Annotated in this window: 10 protein-coding genes and 3 pseudogenes; 9 read left to right on the top strand and 4 right to left on the bottom strand. The window is 39.8% G+C overall.

Going from position 1 to position 16,466, the window contains the following annotated elements; all coding sequences use genetic code 11:
- Positions 1-76 precede the first annotated feature (76 nt).
- The 8 genes and pseudogenes from BZG25_RS10255 (at position 77) to BZG25_RS10220 (ending at position 10,835) form a co-directional block, all read left to right on the top strand.
- Positions 77-1,654, top strand: coding sequence for a hypothetical protein (locus BZG25_RS10255; protein ID WP_131826111.1), 1,578 nt, complete (start codon positions 77-79; stop codon positions 1,652-1,654).
- 36 nt (positions 1,655-1,690) lie between these two features.
- Positions 1,691-3,322 (top strand): asparagine synthase-related protein, encoded by a 1,632-nt coding sequence (locus BZG25_RS10250; RefSeq protein WP_077639039.1) that lies wholly within the window; start codon positions 1,691-1,693, stop codon positions 3,320-3,322.
- Positions 3,319-4,512 (top strand): glycosyltransferase family 4 protein, encoded by a 1,194-nt coding sequence (locus tag BZG25_RS10245; protein WP_077639038.1) that lies wholly within the window; start codon positions 3,319-3,321, stop codon positions 4,510-4,512. The genes BZG25_RS10250 and BZG25_RS10245 overlap by 4 nt, the downstream gene beginning before the upstream one ends.
- 349 nt (positions 4,513-4,861) lie before the next feature.
- Positions 4,862-5,996: pseudogene (locus BZG25_RS10240) on the top strand (ISAs1 family transposase).
- Positions 5,997-6,070: 74 nt separating this feature from the next.
- Positions 6,071-7,162, top strand: a complete 1,092-nt coding sequence (locus BZG25_RS10235) for a glycosyltransferase (RefSeq protein ID WP_077639037.1) — start codon at positions 6,071-6,073, stop codon at positions 7,160-7,162.
- 424 nt (positions 7,163-7,586) lie between these two features.
- The gene (locus BZG25_RS10230) at positions 7,587-8,918 is read left to right on the top strand and encodes a hypothetical protein (RefSeq protein ID WP_131826110.1); all 1,332 of its coding nucleotides are present in this window, start codon (positions 7,587-7,589) and stop codon (positions 8,916-8,918) included.
- Positions 8,875-10,089 carry a glycosyltransferase family 4 protein gene (locus BZG25_RS10225; protein ID WP_077639035.1) on the top strand — a complete coding sequence of 405 codons (1,215 nt, stop codon included), beginning with the start codon at positions 8,875-8,877 and terminating at the stop codon, positions 10,087-10,089. Before BZG25_RS10230 ends, BZG25_RS10225 begins: the two co-directional genes overlap by 44 nt.
- A complete protein-coding gene (locus BZG25_RS10220; RefSeq protein ID WP_077579547.1) occupies positions 10,089-10,835 on the top strand; it encodes a glycosyltransferase family 2 protein in 747 nt (248 codons plus the stop codon). The genes BZG25_RS10225 and BZG25_RS10220 overlap by 1 nt, the downstream gene beginning before the upstream one ends.
- A 161-nt stretch (positions 10,836-10,996) precedes the next feature.
- Here BZG25_RS10220 and BZG25_RS16155 read toward each other — a convergent pair.
- The 3 genes and pseudogenes from BZG25_RS16155 to galE all read right to left on the bottom strand — a co-directional run.
- Positions 10,997-11,485: pseudogene (locus BZG25_RS16155) on the bottom strand (ISAs1 family transposase); the annotation flags it as partial.
- A 171-nt stretch (positions 11,486-11,656) separates the two neighbouring features.
- Positions 11,657-12,721 (bottom strand): UDP-N-acetylglucosamine--undecaprenyl-phosphate N-acetylglucosaminephosphotransferase, encoded by a 1,065-nt coding sequence (gene wecA / locus BZG25_RS10210; RefSeq protein ID WP_077579545.1) that lies wholly within the window; start codon positions 12,719-12,721, stop codon positions 11,657-11,659.
- Positions 12,722-12,832: 111 nt separating this feature from the next.
- Positions 12,833-13,839: pseudogene (gene galE / locus BZG25_RS10205) on the bottom strand (UDP-glucose 4-epimerase GalE).
- 214 nt (positions 13,840-14,053) lie between these two features.
- On the opposite strand from galE, the gene BZG25_RS10200 reads away from it, so the two are divergent.
- Positions 14,054-15,058 (top strand): NAD-dependent epimerase, encoded by a 1,005-nt coding sequence (locus BZG25_RS10200; protein ID WP_077639033.1) that lies wholly within the window; start codon positions 14,054-14,056, stop codon positions 15,056-15,058.
- A 146-nt stretch (positions 15,059-15,204) separates the two neighbouring features.
- On the opposite strand, the gene BZG25_RS10195 is transcribed toward BZG25_RS10200, so the two are convergent.
- On the bottom strand, positions 15,205-16,461 hold the full coding sequence (locus BZG25_RS10195) for a PTS ascorbate transporter subunit IIC (protein WP_074212372.1): 1,257 nt from the start codon (positions 16,459-16,461) through the stop codon (positions 15,205-15,207).
- Between the last annotated feature and the right edge of the window lie 5 nt (positions 16,462-16,466).

The following is a 16,466-nucleotide window of genomic DNA, read 5'->3' as shown; positions in this document are numbered from 1 at the left end:
AGCCCTAACTAATACACGAAAAGAAATAGAGCCTTACTAAATATATTCATTAAACTTTAAGCAAGCAGTTATGAACATGACAGATTTCTATCTAGATATATACTCTTTGCCTTCTATTGATTATCAAGAAAAGTGTCAGCAAGGATTGTGTTTTAGCGAAGATGATTTCAAAAAGATTGTGGAAGATCTATATTGTTTTCTATCGATATATGATGATGATCAAACTGTAGGAACAGTTATTAGGATTAGTAAAAAAATATTAATAATAAACATCGCTAACTTTATAAAAATGATAAAAATCAAGAAAGATATTTTATCTAAAGGACTATCTATAAGGTATTTAGATAAGGTGAGTTTTGTAGAAAGAGCCGGAGGAAATGGCCTTGCTGGTTCTTATATTGCTGATTTCTTCGAGGAAAACACACTCCCTTTGATTAAACCTTACAAAGAAGATTTAGTTAATCCATTGAAAGATAATTTGAAGCGATTCGCTTCTAACTTGAAATTATTCACCGGTTCTGCTTTAGGGGATAGAGTTGTAGTTTTTAATGGTAATCCATGGCTCTATGATTATCTAGAAAAAGAAGGTGTGAAATATACCAAGGTACACCAGAGCTTATTTTTCCCTTGTAAAAAAAATGATAAAGAGAATACACTATGTAGCGATGACAAGATAATTCGTGCGATTGAAATTTTTATAAGAAATGTATGTTCTCATTTTTCTATAGAGGATAAAAAAGAAGAAAATACATTAAGAAAAATAGTCTATTCTATCATGTCTAAAGCTGAGCGTGATTTCAATGAAAGCTTAAAATATCTTGATAAAAAAAAGTTAAATTTTAAAGAGGTTTATTCGGGAACTTGTGGCAACTACTTTACTAGGGTAATCTTTGAAGTGCTCAAAAGAAAGGGAATAAAGACCAACGCAACAATGCATTCTGGAGCAATTCGTCATTTAGACTACCCGTTTGATCCCCGCCTTTTTATCGAATATGAAATACCAGATAACTTTTATGTTTTTAATAAGATTGATGCTGATTTTCTTAATAAAAAGTATTCTAACAGATTAAAGGAAAACTTTTTTAAACCCATGCGAGAGATCGAAACTGAAAATAGTTGTGGACGACATTATATAGTCGACGCAAAAAAGATAAGGAAAGTTATCTATGTTGGAACTTGCAGTCCAGGAGGCATCCAGTTTTATGGTGTGGATGACGATTTAAGAAAAATAAGTTATGAAAATACATTACTGGAAAAACTGGTGAAAGACGGGTATGAAGTGATTTTTAAAGTCCATCCCAAAGGCGCAAAATACAATAGAGAGCTGATAGAGAAGAAATATCCGACTGTTTCATTTGTCTATGACACACCAATAGAAGATCTTGCAAGCAAAGAGGACTCGATTTTTATATTTAAAATGATTGACTCCACAGCATTTAATCAGGTTTTGTCAACTGACTCACCTGCGATTGTTGTTAGTGAAAATCAAAGGCAACTACTGTCAATAGAGGCGGCGGATATTTTGAAGAATCGGGTCAGCTTTGTCGATTGCTTTTACGAAAATGGACTAGCTAAAATTGATGTACAACAACTTGATTTTTCTCTCAATAAAAAGTATATCAGCGATGGTGTGTTTTCTAAAAAGTTTCAGTAGAAAGATAAGAATTAGATATTAAGAGGGATATGTACTTTGAAGATCTCATTAAAAGATTGCAATGGCTGGGCGTTCCATGAAGATAAAACATGTAAAACAAAGCTTTGGTTGAAAGGATATTTTTATGGGAAAAATAAGAGCGATATAGTTAAGGATCTTGCTGTTCTCAACGATGACAAGGAAAGCCTAATAAACTATGTGAAGTCTCTAGATGGCCATTATGCAATTGTCGTATCAAAGAATCACAATGTGTATGCTTTTTCTGATAGAGTGGGAAGTCATAACTTGTTTTATACAACAGGCCGGTCATCAGAAATAACATTAACGGATGAAGTTAATGCGTTGAAGCCTTTTGATCCTTCAGAGTATGATGAGCTAGCCGAGCTAGAAATCATTATGAGTGGCTACACTATAGGCTCGAAAACTCTATTTAGGAATATAAAACGTTTACAAGCAGGTGAAGTATTACATTGTAACCATTACTCAAATTCAGTTCATCAGTATTACTATTATTTTGGGTTTATTGAACGTAAAACTTACTTTTCTTATCTGAAAGAATTATATGAGGTCACTTGTAGCGTATTTGATAAGCTACTCAAAGACGTCGGTGAAAGACAAATTGTTGTGCCTTTAAGTGCTGGTAATGACTCAAGACTAGTGGCATCCATTTTACATTATCTAGGAGCAACGAATGTTTTGTGCTACTCATATGGTTCTAAAAATAACTTCGAAGCTGCAGTAGCAGAATCTGTAGCGAAAAAACTAGGATTTAAATGGGTCTTCATTCCCCTTACTCATAGTAGCGAAAAATCATTTTATTCATCCTCAGATTTTCAAAAATATAAAATTTTTTCTGAAACGCTATCTTCAGTACCTTACATTCAAAGTCTATCTTCATTGAAGTACCTTAAAGAATTAGAGATTATAGATGACGATGCCGTGTTTATTAACGGAAATAGTGGTGATTTTATATCAGGAGGACATATAACACCGCTCATGCGTAATCATCATATGAGTGCTGAGAGTGACAGGATCGATAATGTTTTCAGAGCAATATTCAATAAGCACTTTTCGCTTTGGGGCTATAAAAAAACAAACGATAACTTAGGCTATATTAGAAAAAGCCTAGAAAAGCAATTTCTAGCTATTGGTGGTTTACCAGAAGAACGAGAGAAAGATCATCTTTTATATGAGTATTCTGAATTGATGGGAAGGCAAAGTAAATATGTCATTAGTGGTCAAAAAGTTTATGAGTTCTATGGCTATGACTGGAGAATGCCTTTATGGAGTAATGAATTATTAGAGTTTTGGGCAAAAGTTCCTGCAGAGTATAAAGTAAACCAAAAGTTATATTTAGACATGCTCTGCTTAAGTAACTTTGGTGGCGTTTGGGATGAAAAAATTCCAATAAATAAAAAAACAATCACCCCTAAATGGGTAATACCACTACGATTTATGTGCAAAATACCTTTTGGTCTTTTAGGGGCTTCAGGTAGAAAGAGATGGCATTTTTTTGAAAAAGCCGTGTTTAATTATTGGATGGATGTGACTCACATGCACGATACTACGTCTTATTTTCGTATGGTTAAAGACATCTTTAAAAAACCACGAAACCATGTTTCATGGCATGCAGAAGATTATATTAAAGAGACTAGAGAAAAGATATGAAAGCATTAGTGGTTAGTAGCAAGTATCAGCCAGAATACTCCGGATCCGGACTTCGCGCTCACAATACATACAAGCGACTCAGTACAAGCTATAATATTGAGTATGAGGTTGTTGCAAACTCTACCAATGAGTTGGGAAACAAGAAATATATATTTGATGGCAAAGAAGTTAACAGAATAGCACCACCTTTCCCCGTGCGAAGAAAGAAAGGAATGATAAGGAAGTTTTTAGTCGCTGCGAAAGCTGTCTGGGAATTCTTTTACTCCTGGCAATATATTAAAAATAGGACTAATGATTTTGACTACTTACACACTTTTGGTAATAGTTGGTCTGTAACTTTCCTAACTCTTTACTTCAAGTATCAACGAAAGCCGGTAATTAGAGAGTTGTGTAACGATGTAGACACTCCATACTATCCAATTCATCTCGAACCAATGATAAAAAAAGTTTTTATTAATGATAAAAACATGATTGTGGCTATATCAAAGAAATTAGAGGAGCTAGCCTTGGATTTTGGAGCAAAAAATGTTTGGCTTAGACCTAATCCGGTTGACGAAGCTAGATTTTTCGTAGATTATGAAAATAGATTGAAATTTAGACATCAACTTACCAAATTTCATGAAAGCGATATAATACTTTGCCACGTAGCTAACTATATTGACAGAAAAAATCAACTATTTTCAGTTGAGTTGCTCGCAGCTTTACCAGACAAGTTCAAGCTTGTATTAGCGGGTCCGTTGAAGAATGAAGAAACAAATTACTTCAATAGGGTTAATGATAGAATTAAAGAGCTAGATTTGGAGGCGAGAGTAGAAGTTAAAACAGGTTTTGTGGAGAACTTTGATGAATATATTAAAGCTAGCGATGTCTTTTTGTTTCCTTCAAAATCTGAAGGCTTAGGAACTCCTCTTTTAGAGGCTCAGGCCTGTGGCATACCCGTCGTTAGCAATAAAATAGAGGGTATTTCCGACACAGTGATTCATTGGGGGCAGGGTGGGTTTTATCTTCCACTTATAGTAGATAAGTGGAAAGATGCTGTTTTAGATTCACTAGAAATTAGCAAATGGAACCTGATAGCTAATTCTAAAATAATCCTCGGGGAGTCTTCAACTAAAAAAATCGATAAACTGTATGTTGAAAAGGTTCAGAGTCTCCTGAATTCAAATCATAAGTCTAACACTTATGATTAAAAAGGCCAGAGGAAGTAAACTGCTGTCATCGCCGATGTAAAACTGCTTTTGTTGATCAAGTTATTCACCTAACACACTGATCCCAATGGGATCACTCCCATCAATCAACTCGCTAGCTAACAGACACACCAAGCCTTATGACTTTGTTTATTTTTTTCACGTTGGTCCAGGGAAAACGCATGAAGATCCGCGGCATGTCTGGGGTACGATTTAATGATTAAGTTTTCACTTAAGGCTAAAACTTTGCGTCATGCCATGTTTATTGATTAAAGTAAGTGAAAATAAGGGATAAATTTGTTGATCCTTTTTAGTGAGATTTAATGGTCTCCTAACGTTTAGGCGATTTAAAATGACAGAAGATAAAAGTCCATTTATGCATTTCGTTTCCATTAGAGATGTTCGCCAAGAAGGTAAAGTTGAACATACGTTATCAGATATTATTTTGATAAAAATTTGTGCGGTGTTGTCTGGACTCGATACCTGGAAAGGCATTAGTTATTATGGACGTAAGCAACGTGATTTTTATTACTTTTTGGCTTCTCAGGTAAAACATCTCCATCGTCAGATACGATCGCAAGAGTGATGGGAATCATGAGCACAGAAGCATTACAAAACGCTTTTATAGAATGGATGAAATTATGTCATGAACTAACAGATGGTGAAGTCATTGCTATTGATGGAAAAGCACTGAAAGGATCGTATAACAGAGCAACAGACCAAGCTGCTATTCATATGGTTAATGCAGTCGCAACCGCAAATGGTGTATGCCTCGGACAGTCAAAAGTAGACAGTAAGACGAACGAGATCACTGCGATCCCTAATCTACTAGAATTGCTCGATATTTCAGGTTGTTTGATTACCATTGATCCCATGGGTTGTCAGCGAAAAATCGCACAGAAAATCATCGATAAAAATGCTGATTACTTGCTTGCTGTTAAAGAAAATCAAGGCAGGTTAGTTGAAGCGTTTGATAATTATTACCGCCCCTCAATGCTTCAACATTTTGATGGCGATAGCTATTCATCACAAGAGAAATCGCATGGGCGTTTGGAAACACGATGTGCACTGATTAATACCGATTTAAGTGTATTAGGTGATTTGGCTTATGATTGGCCAGAATTAAAAACGATGGGCATCATGGTGAGTGTTCGAAAAAAAGGAAAACACGCTGAAGAATCAGATATCTCCGTGAGCTATTATATAAGCTCAAAAGCTCAAAAGCTCTGACAGCGAAAGAGTTACATGATGCCACTCGTTCGCATTGGTTAATTGAATCAATGCACTGGCAGCTGGATGCTGGATTAAAAGAGGATGCCTGCCGAATTGGGGTGGATGACCGAGCGGAAGTATTTGCACGAATAAGGAAAATGGTTTTGAATTTATTAAAGCAAAAGAAGAGTTTTAAAGCCGGGATTCAACGCAAGCGAATGATGAGCGCGATGGACCAAGAGTACTTGGCGACCGTGTTAGGAAGCCTTTCTTGACGCGGATGTTCATGCGTTTTCCGTGTGGATATTGGTAAGTTTACAGTGCTTCCATATTTTTATAAGGGACAAACTTGAAAGGTAAAAAAATTTGTATAGTTACTCCATCGTTCAATGGCGGAGGGGCTGAGCGTATTGCCATTAATCTGGCAAACTATTATGTTGATATGGGCTGGGATATCTCGATTATTGCATTTAATGCGAAAGGGCCTTATGCGAACCTAGTTTCAGAAAAGGTAAAAGTTATTGACTTAAAATCTAGAACACGTTATGTTTTTTTTAAACTATTAAAAACTTTGAAAGAACAACAACCAGAATTAGTAGTTTCCATTATTCGTGATACTAACATATTTGTTGGTTTGTCGTCGCATTTTATAAAAACTAAAACTATATATCGCGAAGCAAATACAATGGATGCTATTAGATCTATGCCACTTTTAAAGAAAGGCTTATATCTTTTCTTAATGCGCCAATCCTATAAACGTGCAAGTAAAATCATAGCCAATTCGAATGATACAAAAAAAGACTTGCTGGAAAATAAGATTTGTTGCACTGAAAAGATAAAAGTCATCGGTAATCCCGTTCTAATACCTGATTTCGAATCTTTAATAGATAAAAAACTAAGACATCGGTGGCTTGGAAATTGTAAATATAAAACTATTTTGAATGTTGGTCGTTTGCATAAGCAAAAAAATCAAGCGTTATTAATTAACGTGTTTAATCTTATCTATAAACGAATTCCTTGTTCAAGATTAGTGATTTTAGGTGAAGGTGAAGAGGAAAGTAATTTAAAATCATTAATCAAGGAGTTTGGGCTAGCCGATGTTGTCGAGATAATTAATTTTCAGAAAAACCCTTACCCTTATTATAGAGCCGCTGATGTTTTCGTACTAACATCGGATTGGGAAGGTTTTGGGAATGTCATTGTTGAAGCTATGGCATCAGAAACCCCCGTTATTTCTACTGACTGCCCCGGTGGACCCAAAATGATTTTAAACAATGGTGAGTTTGGTACATTAGTTGAACCTAACAAGACTAAAAAATTGGCTGAAGCGATTATGAATAAGTTAGAGAAGCCATCTTCAATTGAACAAATAGAGAAAGCAAAAAAACGTGCAATGCAATTTAGTCTGGAGCAAGTAGCTGAAAAATATTTGGAGTTATGATGATAGTCGATAGCATTGAAAATGCGTGATTTTAGATAAAAAAGATCAAGTTTCCCAGATTACGAATGTGACTATTAATTAATAAGTGGAAGCGTGAACTTGACTACTGACAGGGAACCACCGCGAAGGGCGAACGCCCAATTCGATGTTGGAGATGGGGAAGGTTACTTCCGCATTAATAGGGTGGCACTACTGAGCAGAGGTTTTTGGACGAATAAAGTAAATGGTTTTAAATTTATTCAAAGAAAGAGAAGACTTTCAAAGCCGCCATCTAGCGCAAGTGAATGAAGTATGCGATGGACTGATAGTAGTTAGCGACGGGCTGTGAAGGTTTCTAGGAGTTTCTAGGATGTGGATATCCATGCGTTTTCTGTGGGTAACATAGGTTAGTGAATACTATTTGCGAATTTTCCAGGAGAATAAATTGCATACAAGAATAAATAGCTCGCACCTGTTTTTATTTTTATTGTTTTTTTCTATGATTATGCCTACATTTCATGGGCATATGGGAAGGGCGGGATTAGGTATTGTTAATGGCTTGTTGATCACGGTGCTTGCCATCTTCTTCCTAATCGAGGGAAAGAGAAAAAATATGCTTTCCTATCTAGGTGATTGCAAGTTAGCTTTTTTGTATATAGTGCCTTTTTTAGTTCTTCTTATTATTATCCCTGTCTCGATGTCTGCTGGAGTGTTGATGGAGGGGACTGACTTAATCATGAGGGATTTTTATGAACTTCATAAGCCAGCCCTTAACTTTCTTGTTTTTTTATTTTCTTTCTTTTTAGCAATTAAAAGTAGTAGATTAATTTTCTTTGAACGTAGCCTTGTCTATTTATTTTTTTTGGTCGTGCTTCTAGGGTTAAATCATTATATTAATCTTTACCCTATTAGTACTATGTATACTGGGTTAAATAATATAGAATCAGGAAGGGTTTCAACTCCTTTTTCTAATCCTTATGATTATGCTTTTTTTATGACGTTTTTTGTTTACTACTTTTTTTCTAAACTACTATTCTCGAGTTTTTCTCGTTATATTATTGTTTTTTTACTATCGCTCATAATGCTGATATTGCCTCAATCTCGGTCGGTAGTGGCTGGTTTCATTGTTGGTTTTTTTGTTATAACCCCGATGGTTTTAACATATTTTGGTCTTAATATTAAACAAAATAAGATAAGGGTTAGTCTGCTTTTGTATTATTTTTGTTTTATTGTTTTAGTATTGGTGTTGCTATTTAGTTTGCCGTATCTTTTAGAGAATTTTAGCTATTTGACCGGGCAGTTTGTTCGCTTCTTTGAAAATGGTGATATAGGTAACTCAGCAGGGCACAGACTTAATCAGTTCCTTTTTGCGATCGATAGGGCGAATTCTAGCCTTATCATTTTTCTGTTCGGTAATGGTCCATCAAAAGGTGAAATGGCGTTGGTTGAATCTATATACAGTTACTTACTGTTTAGATACGGTTTAATGGGCTTTCTATGCTACTTCTTTATCCTGTTCTTGTCGGCTTACCAATGCTTCAGAATTTTAAAGAGCATGAACGCGAAAAATACCGATTATGCTTTTTTTATGGCTGTTTTACTTTGGCTTTTGACTGTCCCGTTATTGTCAATTGGCAATAATTTCACTGAACAAGTCAGATTGTCTTTTTTCTATTACACGTTGTTAGGTTTAGTGGGGGGCTATTATCAGTTTTATTTTAGAGTGTCAAAAAATGAGAATTACTTACGTAACAATGCAGTTCCCAGTTCCAAGTGAAACATTTGCTTCTTTAGATATTGATTCATTGATAGGTAAAGGGCATGAGGTTACGATTATTGGCTTACGAAATAGACATAAAGATCATCTAGATCTAATTGAAAAAAGGGGGCATCATAAACTTTCAATTACACATTTTAATGTTAATGTGTTTTTTAGGAGTATATGGTTTGTTTTTTCGCACCCAGTGATGTTTTTCGACCTGCTGTTTTGGCTAGTCATAAATTTAAAAACGTCCCCCAGACATTTGATTAAGAGCTTAATATTGATTCCTTCAGTAGTAGGTCAGTTTCATAAACTGATTAAAGAAACTCCTGATGTTGTTCATCTTTTTTGGGGTCATTATCCCGCCATGTTTGGATATTTAGTGTATAAGAATATGCCTAAAGTGGTGCTATCGCAGTTTCTAGGTGCTCATGATTTAACGACAAATTACAGTCCCAGTTACTCGTTGGCCAAACGAGTAGATACGCTATTTACTCATTCTAGATCGAACTTGGACGCCTTGCTCAAAAAGGGGATTGAACCAGAGGACATTAACATCGTTTACAGAGGAACTAAATTAAATGCTACAAATGGTATCTCCGCAACTATTGGCAGAGGATTAGTGGATCCCGTATTTGTTACTGCAGCTCGATTGATTGAAGAAAAAGGAGTAGACGATGTTATCGAAATATTCGATGCTATAAGTAGCAAGTATCCAGAAGCAAAATTATACATTGCGGGCGATGGTCCATATTTAGATACATTAATAAAAATTTCGAATAAAAAGAAATGCAGTAGAAGAATACAGTTTTTAGGGCATGTTGACCAACAGAAACTAATCAGAATCATGAACAATGCGCACTTTTTCCTTCTTATGTCGCGGTATCCATCAGAAAGATTACCCAATGTAGTAAAGGAAGCAATGTATCAACAATGTGTAGTCGTTACTACTCGAACCGAGGGAATTGATGAGCTTATTGAGGAGCAGCATTCAGGCTTTATTGTCGATAAGCGCGGTATAAAAGCAGCTATTGATAGAGTCGAAAAGTGCCTGGATGAGCCTAAAGTATCGAAGAAGATTGCCTTAAATGCAAAGCAGCGAATAGATAGCGTCTTTGATGTTGACAAATCCATGGAAAAATACTGTGAATACTGGTTAAGAGCGAAGAAAAGGAAAGAGTTATAATGAATTTGGTATCTATTATTACTCCGTCATATAACTCTTCTCTTTATATAAATGAAACTATTTCTTCAGTTTTAAGCCAGACATATGAGTATTGGGAACTAATTATTGTTGATGATGGTTCTACTGATGGTTCCGTTGATATTATCAAAAGTTTCTGTCGAGAAGATTCAAGAATTAGACTAATTGAGTTGTCAGGTAACTCTGGTGCTGCTGTTGCTAGAAACACTGCTATACAGGCGGCTAGAGGTAGATATATCGCATTTTTAGATAGCGACGATAAATGGAAAGCGAGAAAATTAGAAAAGCAGTTGAAATTTATGCGTGATGGAAATGTAGCTTTGTGTTTCTCGTCTTACGATAAAATTAATGAACGTGGAGAGTTTATCAGCGCTGTGAAGGTCCCTGAACGCGTTTCTTACCACCAACTTTTAAAGTGTTGTGTTATTGGGTGTCTTACCGCAATTTATGACACGCAAAAAGTTGGGAAAATGTATATGCCTCTAATTCGTAAAAGGCAAGATCTTGGCCTCTGGCTAAAAATCCTCAAAAACTGTGATTATGCCTATAGCTTGAATGAGGTATTGGCCGAATATCGAGTTCATAGTCGATCTATTTCTTCGAACAAACTGATAGCCGCAAAATATAACTGGGCACTTTACCGAAAAATAGAAGAACTCAGTTTTTTGAAAAGCCTATATTATTTTTGTCACTATGCTCTTAACGGTGTTCTACGTAGGCTTCGATGATCATTCTAGCTAAGTTAATTTACCATTATGAATGGGCGTTGTTGATCAAATCATTCACCTAACGCACTGATCCCAATAGAATTGCTCCCAGCAATCAACTCGGCAACTAACAGGCATACCCAGGGCGAGCACATGAGTGTTTGTTTTTCAACCATCGCTGGTATGCCTGCGGCTAAAACCTTCTCTAAGAAGCTGGTATTCATGAGACAACGCTTCTGTTTTAATACCAAGCTGATCTTGGTCGGCTCTGCTCGCACCATATTTGAGGCCATGTGTCACAGACAGGCAACATTCGCTGCGCCATTGTCTTTATTAATTTGGCAGGCGTCTTCACCCATGTTGACATCTAACACCCAGTGCATGGCTTCAATGCCCCAATGCGAGCGGATAGCACGGCTTGCCTCATCGGCAGTCAGTGATTTTGAGCTGGTATAGTAGCGATACTACAGCGACATCGGACGCTCTTTTTCAACACGCAAAGACTCAACTATGACAAGGCTTTGTAGTGATGGCTAACGAGTAAAGTCGCCTGATAAATATTCTTTATCAATTACATAGCACTGGCGCGACTCATTACGACCGTGGCCATGCTCAAACACAACATCGTCATTGAAGGTTCGGCGCTGCTCACTGAATGCCGCAGTGATCGCAGGGAAAACGCATGAAGAGCCGCGGCATGCCTGGGGTAGCGAATGATTGACTGTTGTTATACATATTATGTTGTCATAAATTTGAAGTTAGCAATGCACTAACTCATATTATCGCTCTGAGCGATATAGTCGACTAGTGAATAAATTTTAAACTGCCGACGATATATTAAATTATCTATGTGTTCCCAGTAGCTTTTTTACAATTCCAGTAATTCGCCAAATATATGTTATAAATATAAGGTAAATCGCGAAGCAGGCTAAAAACGCAATCAACATGATGTATTCTGGCACTCGAGCAATATCGCTATAGATCCCGATGCCTGCATACAAAGCTGAGATGCTACAAATAGCGAGCAGTGTTTGTTTCGAGGTAAGTCCGACCCGTTGGAAAATATGATGGAGGTGGTCACGGTCTGGTTTAAACGGTGATTCGCCTCTGCGAATGCGTCGGATCATGATCGCGACCATGTCCATCAATGGAACAGCGATGAGCCATAATGCGGTGACGGGACGTAATGGCGGCGCCTTTCCATTCTGGCTGGAAAAAAGCAGTACCCAAACAACGGTAAAGCCAATTAGCATGCTACCAGCGTCACCCATAAACACCTTTCTCTGGCGGCCTAGCAATCCCATATTGAGAACGACATACGGCACAAGGGTGGCGACCATGGCAAAACAAAAGTAAGCCATATGAGCTTGACCATCATGGAGCAAAAGCAGCGCTAATCCGCCGAATGTGACGATAGATAGCCCACCTAATAGACCATCAATGCCGTCCACCATATTAAAGGCATTGATAGCGGCAATCACTGCTAGCACAGTGACCGCGTACCCAGCAGATCCCAGGTTTATTTCGCCTGTTCCCAGTAAGTTGCCCAAATTTGTGAGCTCGAGGTTGCCGACCCACATCATTGCAATGGACAATAGCGCTTGTACAAATAAACGGATTTTGTAGCTTATATCGAACCTATCATCCAGCGCCCCGACAATAACGAGCACGATCACACATGACGCATAGAGAGTTGGTGACTGCAGGACGGAGGGATTATTAAACACAAAATACAATAGCGTTATACTGGTCGCTATGCCGCCTGCAAGGGGAACGTTATCGATGTGTTGCTTGCGTCCGGAGGGAATATCGACCAAACCCACAGCCTTGGCCATCTTTCGAATCACAAAGAGAGAACAAAAGGCAAAAAAGCACAGAAAGGCCAGTTCAATAAATGGTATGAGCACGTGGTATCCCTCAACGTCAATCAGGCGCTAGTTTAATGATTTTTAGGGCAGGTAGGAAGTCAGCGAGCCCATATCATATTAGTTTGGTTGTTTTGTGCGCTCATAGTTGCTTCATTGGTACCCATTTGGATTTTTAGACTGCCAGCGCCAAGTGTCTTCTACCATAGTTTGTAAATCGCGTGTTGCCTTCCAACCCAAGTGGGTTTCTGCATAAGCCGGATCAGCGTAGCATTCGGCGATATCGCCGGCTCGACGGGGTTTGATTTCGTAAGGGATCGATCGGGCGATCTGCAGCCACTTCAAACGCATGCACCATTTCTAGCACACTGTTGCCTTGGCCGGTACCGAGGTTAAAAATATGAGTGCCAGGTTGATGGATTTTTTTATCCAACGCAGCCAAATGGCCCTCGGCCAGGTCGACGACATGAATATAATCTCGCACACCGGTGCCATCGGGCGTATCATAATCGTTACCAAATATGCCTAGCTTTGCCCACTGCTACTTGTGCCACAAAAGGCAGCAAGTTATTGGGTGTGCCTTGTGGATCTTCGCCGAGCAGGCCAGATTCATGTGCACCGACGGGGTTAAAGTAACGCAGCAAAGTGATACTCCAGTCGGGATTGGCTTGTTGAAAATCTCGGAGGCACTCTTCCACCATCAATTTGCTACGTCCATAAGGATTGGTCGCCGAGGTGGGAAAATCTTCTTTGATGGGTACCGATGCAGGATCGCCGTAAACGGTAGCTGATGAGCTGAATATCAGAGATTTCACTCCAGCTTTATTCATTTCACTCACGAGAATGAGAGTGCCGGAGACATTGTTGTCGTAGTATTTCAGTGGCTTTTCAACTGACTCACCCACAGCTTTTAATCCGGCAAAGTGGATGACGCTGTCAATACTGTGTTCCGAAAATACGCGCTTTAAGAAAGCACTGTCACGGATATCGCCTTGCATAAAAGTTGGTCGTACGCCAGTGACTTGCTCAATACGATCGAGCACTATCTCTTTGCTATTGCATAGATTGTTGATAACAACAGGCGTGTGGCCTTGTTCAATCAGTTGAATGCAAGTGTGGCTACCAATATATCCCGTGCCACCAGTGACGAGTACCTTCATGATTTATCTGCCTAGTTTAATACCAAGTTCTGTCAATATGGGCGACAGAATACGGAATACTGGGGGAGAAGGGAAGAGTTGCGGAGTGCTCGCAGAGGGGCTTTTCCGTATTTCGTCATCCGCTCCCCGAGCTCTTGCACCGAGCGAGTGCGCTGTAAGATAATCTCAGCACGGCGCGTATACCATGACGTGCATTAACAAAAAAGGAATAACAATGAAAGTACTGGTTACCGGTGTGGCCGGGTTTATTGGTAGTGCGGTGGCGAAAAAGCTATTGGCACAAGGTCACCAGGTGGTTGGGATTGACAACCTCAATGATTATTACAATGTATCACTCAAGCAGGCCCGTCTGGATAATATCCCTCAAGCTGGCTTTACCTGTGTAATGCTTGATATTGCCGATCGTGATGCAGTTTCTGACTTGTTTGCAGCGCACAACTTTAACCGTGTGATCCACCTTGCCGCTCAGGCGGGTGTACGTTATTCGCTGGAAAACCCGCATGCGTATGCCGATTCTAACCTTGTCGGTCACTTGAACATTCTAGAAGGGTGTCGGCATCATCAGGTTGAGCACTTGGTCTATGCCTCTTCAAGTTCGGTATATGGTTTGAATGAGACGGTGCCGTTTGAGACCAATCACTCGGTTGACCACCCTGTATCGCTGTATGCCGCGACTAAAAAATCCAATGAGTTGATGGCGCACAGCTATTCGCATCTCTACGATATTCCGACCACAGGTTTGCGCTTTTTCACCGTTTATGGCCCTTGGGGTCGTCCGGATATGGCGCCATTTATTTTCACTAAGAAAATTCTTGAGGGTGAGACCATTGATATTAACAACCACGGCGATATGTGGCGTGACTTTACCTATGTGGATGACATTGTTGAAGGCGTGGTAAGGATTGCGGATGTAGTACCTGCGCGTGATGATGATTGGACGGTAGAGCGTGGCTCACCGGCTTCGAGCTCGGCACCTTATGCGGTATACAATATTGGCCATGGTAGCCCGATCAACCTGATGGACTTTATCCAAGCGATTGAAGCTGAGCTGGGTATTGAGGCGAAGAAAAACTTCCGCGGCATGCAGCCGGGGGATGTGTACCAAACCTATGCCGATACCCAAGATTTGTTTGTGGCAACAGGCTATCAACCCAAGGTAGGCGTGAAAGAGGGCGTTGCTCAATTTGTAGCGTGGTATAAAAATTTCTACCAGAAGTAGTCATTATTTAAATCAGCTTATGCCTTATGGCGTTTTTAAATGCATCATTATTAGGGCCTAAGCGTCGTTAATATGACTGTATTGGTAGGTTCGATAGCAAAAGGATGAACAAGCCAATCGGCCTGCTTATCCTTTTTTGTTTGTGGTTATCGCACAATCAGGCCGAGTAAGATGCCGACCACACCAAAATCTGCATCGCTAAAGGTGGTGTTGGCAAAGCCCAGATCGCCGAGCACGGGGAGCAAGAACACGGGCAGGAAGGTGATCAATAGGCCTTGCGCAAAGGCGCCTAAAATTGCGCCGCGTCGTCCGCCGGTGGCATTACCGAATACCCCTGCTGCTGCGCCGACGAAAAAGTGGGGCACCACGCCTGGGATAATCACCGTAAGCCCCAGTATATAGAGCAGGAACATACCGACAAGCCCAGCAACAAAGCTAGATAAAAAGCCGACTAACACCGCATTGGGCGCGTAGGGGAAGACCACGGGACAGTCGAGTGCTGGCTTGGCATTGGGCACCAGTTTGTCGGAAATTCCTTTAAACGCTGGCACAATCTCGGCAATCACCATTCTTACCCCTTGCAAAATCACATACACCCCGCCTGCAAAGGTGATGGATTGCATTAATGCAAACATAAACCAGTGTTTACCATCACTTACCTCGCGCACAAAGTCTCCGCCGGCAAACAGACACGTCACCATAAAAATAATCCCCATGGTGAACGAGATGGCGACTGGCGTATCACGCAAGAACAAGAGGCTTTTGGGCACGTCCATGTCTTCGGTGGAGTGGGCTTTGTTGCCAAACTTGCTGCCAATAAAGCCGGCTAACACGTAAGAGAGGGTTGAAAAGTGGCCAATGGCGACTTCATCTGAACCGGTGACTTGTTGCATGTAGCGATGGGCGATGGCAGGGAAAAACACCATCACCGAGCCGACAACCACAGAGCCTAATGCGACCAATGGGATGCCATCCATTCCGCTGGTGGAAAGAATCGCGGCGACCATCATCGACATAAACAAGGTGTGATGACCGGTTAAAAAGATGAATTTCCAAGGGGTTAAGCGTGCGATAAGAATGTTAACCAGCATGCCGAAGAACATGATCATTGCCATTTCTTTACCAAAGGCTTCTTGCGCGATGGAGACAATGGCTTCGTTGTTGGGCACCACGCCACTGATACCAAACGCATGCTGGAAAATGGTGGCAAAATCCCCGAGTGAGCTGACTACCAATGAGGCACCGGCTCCTAGGATCACAAAGCCTAGAATGGTTTTGATGGTGCCTTTGATGCATTCAGTCGCGGGCTTTTTCTGGGCGATTAAACCAATCAGTGCAATCAAACCCACTAATACCGCGGGCTCAGAGAGCACGTCTTTCATCAGGAAATTAAAAAAGGGCATAACGT

Origin of the sequence: Salinivibrio sp. ML198 (genome assembly GCF_001996015.1) — a bacterium.
Lineage (GTDB): Bacteria > Pseudomonadota > Gammaproteobacteria > Enterobacterales > Vibrionaceae > Salinivibrio > Salinivibrio siamensis.
Note: the sequence above shows the minus strand (reverse complement) of the source record. Positions and strands in the feature narration are given on the sequence as shown.

What these genes read in the sequence shown, in the direction of transcription:
- BZG25_RS10195 (WP_074212372.1), bottom strand. Translation starts at nt 16,461, where the DNA reads ATGCCCTTTTTTAATTTCCTGATGAAAGACGTGCTCTCTGAGCCCGCG.
- BZG25_RS10200 (WP_077639033.1), top strand. Translation starts at nt 14,054, where the DNA reads ATGAAAGTACTGGTTACCGGTGTGGCCGGGTTTATTGGTAGTGCGGTG.
- BZG25_RS10255 (WP_131826111.1), top strand. Translation starts at nt 77, where the DNA reads ATGACAGATTTCTATCTAGATATATACTCTTTGCCTTCTATTGATTAT.
- BZG25_RS10220 (WP_077579547.1), top strand. Translation starts at nt 10,089, where the DNA reads ATGAATTTGGTATCTATTATTACTCCGTCATATAACTCTTCTCTTTAT.
- BZG25_RS10225 (WP_077639035.1), top strand. Translation starts at nt 8,875, where the DNA reads ATGAGAATTACTTACGTAACAATGCAGTTCCCAGTTCCAAGTGAAACA.
- BZG25_RS10245 (WP_077639038.1), top strand. Translation starts at nt 3,319, where the DNA reads ATGAAAGCATTAGTGGTTAGTAGCAAGTATCAGCCAGAATACTCCGGA.